We start from the raw sequence: 1,831 nt of genomic DNA, 5'->3' as shown, positions 1-1,831 counted from the left end.
ATCCGCGAGCTTCGCGTAGCCGACCGAGCCGCGATCCTCGATCTGCATCTTGAAGCCGCCGAGCGTGCCGAGACCGAATACCGGCGGCGGCGGGAACACCGCGATGGACGCACCCTTGATTTTCGAATACTGACGAGTCAGCGCGGCGGCAACGGCATCCGCGGACATGCCATGACGCTGGCTGTACTGCTTCAACATCACGAACACGATGCCCGAGCTGGAACTGTTCATGAAGCCATTTACCGACATGCCGGGAAAGGCGGGCGCATGGTCAACACCCGGTTGCTTCAGCGCGATCGACGCCATCTGCCGCATGACGTCCTCGGTACGATCGAGTGATGCGCCATTGGGCAGCCGCGCGAATGCGACGAGATATCCTCGATCCATCGCCGGAATAAAACCGCTCGGTACGACCCGCGCAAGCAATATCGCCACGCCGATCAACACAAAATAGACGCCGAGTATCGCCGTCTTTCTCGACAACACGCCGCGCACGCCACGCCCATAGCTCTGCGCGCCGTGATGGAACACCTTGTTGAAACCCCGGAAAAAGCCGCCGAGCACGCGATTCATCGCGCGCGTGAACCAGTCCTCCTTGTCGCCGTGACTCTTCAGCAACAGCGCCGACAGCGCGGGCGACAGCGTCAGCGAGTTGAACGCCGAAATCACCGTCGAGATCGCGATCGTCATCGCAAATTGTTTGTAAAACTGACCCGTCAGGCCCGACATGAACGCGAGCGGCACGAACACCGCCACGAGCGTCAATGCGATCGCGATGATCGGCCCGCTCACTTCCTGCATCGTTTTGTAGGCTGCATCGCGTGCGGACAGCCCGTTCTCGATGTTCCGCTCGACGTTCTCGACGACCACGATCGCATCGTCGACGACAATCCCGATCGCAAGCACCATCCCGAACAATGACAACGTATTGATCGAATAGCCGAACAGCAATAGCAGCGAGAACGTGCCGACGATCGACACCGGCACGGCAATCAGCGGAATGATCGATGCGCGCCACGTCTGCAAAAACACGACGACAACGATCGATACGAGAACGATGGCCTCGACGAGCGTATGAATGACGGCATTGATGCTCGATCGCATATACAGCGTCTGGTCATAGACGATCCGGTAATCGACGCCCGCCGGAAAATCCTGCTTCAGCTCGGCCATCGTCTTGCGCACTTCGTCGGCGATCTGCAGCGAGTTCGCGCCCGGCAACTGATATACCGGCATCGCAACGGCCGCGTCGTTGTCCAACAGCGCCCGCAGGCCGTAATCCGACGCGCCGAGCTGAATGCGGGCGATATCGCGCAAGTGCGTGACGGCGCCATCCGGCGCGGTCTTCACGACGATGTCGCCGAATTCCTCCGCGCTCTGCAGCCGCCCGCGCGCATTCACCGACAGTTGCAGCGGCGTGCCCGGCAGCGTCGGCGATGCGCCGATCACGCCCGCCGCGACCTGCACGTTCTGATCGCGAATCGCCTTCACGACGTCGTTGGCCGTCAAATTGCGCTGCGCGACCTTTTGCGGATCGAGCCATACGCGCATCGCGTAATCGCCCGCGCCCCACAACTGCACCTCGCCGACACCCTGGATTCGCGACAGCCGGTCCTTCACGTTGATCAGCGCGTAATTGCGCAGATACGTCATGTCATAGCGGTTATCCGGCGAGATCAAATGCACGATCATCGTGATCGCCGGTGAACTCTTGATCGTTGTCACGCCGAGCCGCTGCACGTCTTCCGGCAGATGCGGCAACGCCTGGTTCACGCGGTTCTGCACGAGCTGCGTCGCCTTGTCCGGATCGGTGCCGAGCTTGAACGTGACG

General features: G+C 61.1%; 1 protein-coding gene. It reads right to left on the bottom strand.

Annotated features, from left to right (window positions below):
- A partial coding sequence (locus tag WS68_RS20980; protein WP_156429604.1) for an efflux RND transporter permease subunit occupies window positions 1-1,831 on the bottom strand: 1,831 nt, incomplete at both ends.

Origin of the sequence: Burkholderia sp. TSV86 (assembly GCF_001522865.1) — a bacterium.
Taxonomy (GTDB): Bacteria; Pseudomonadota; Gammaproteobacteria; order Burkholderiales; family Burkholderiaceae; genus Burkholderia.
This window is presented reverse-complemented; position numbering and strand designations above follow the sequence as displayed.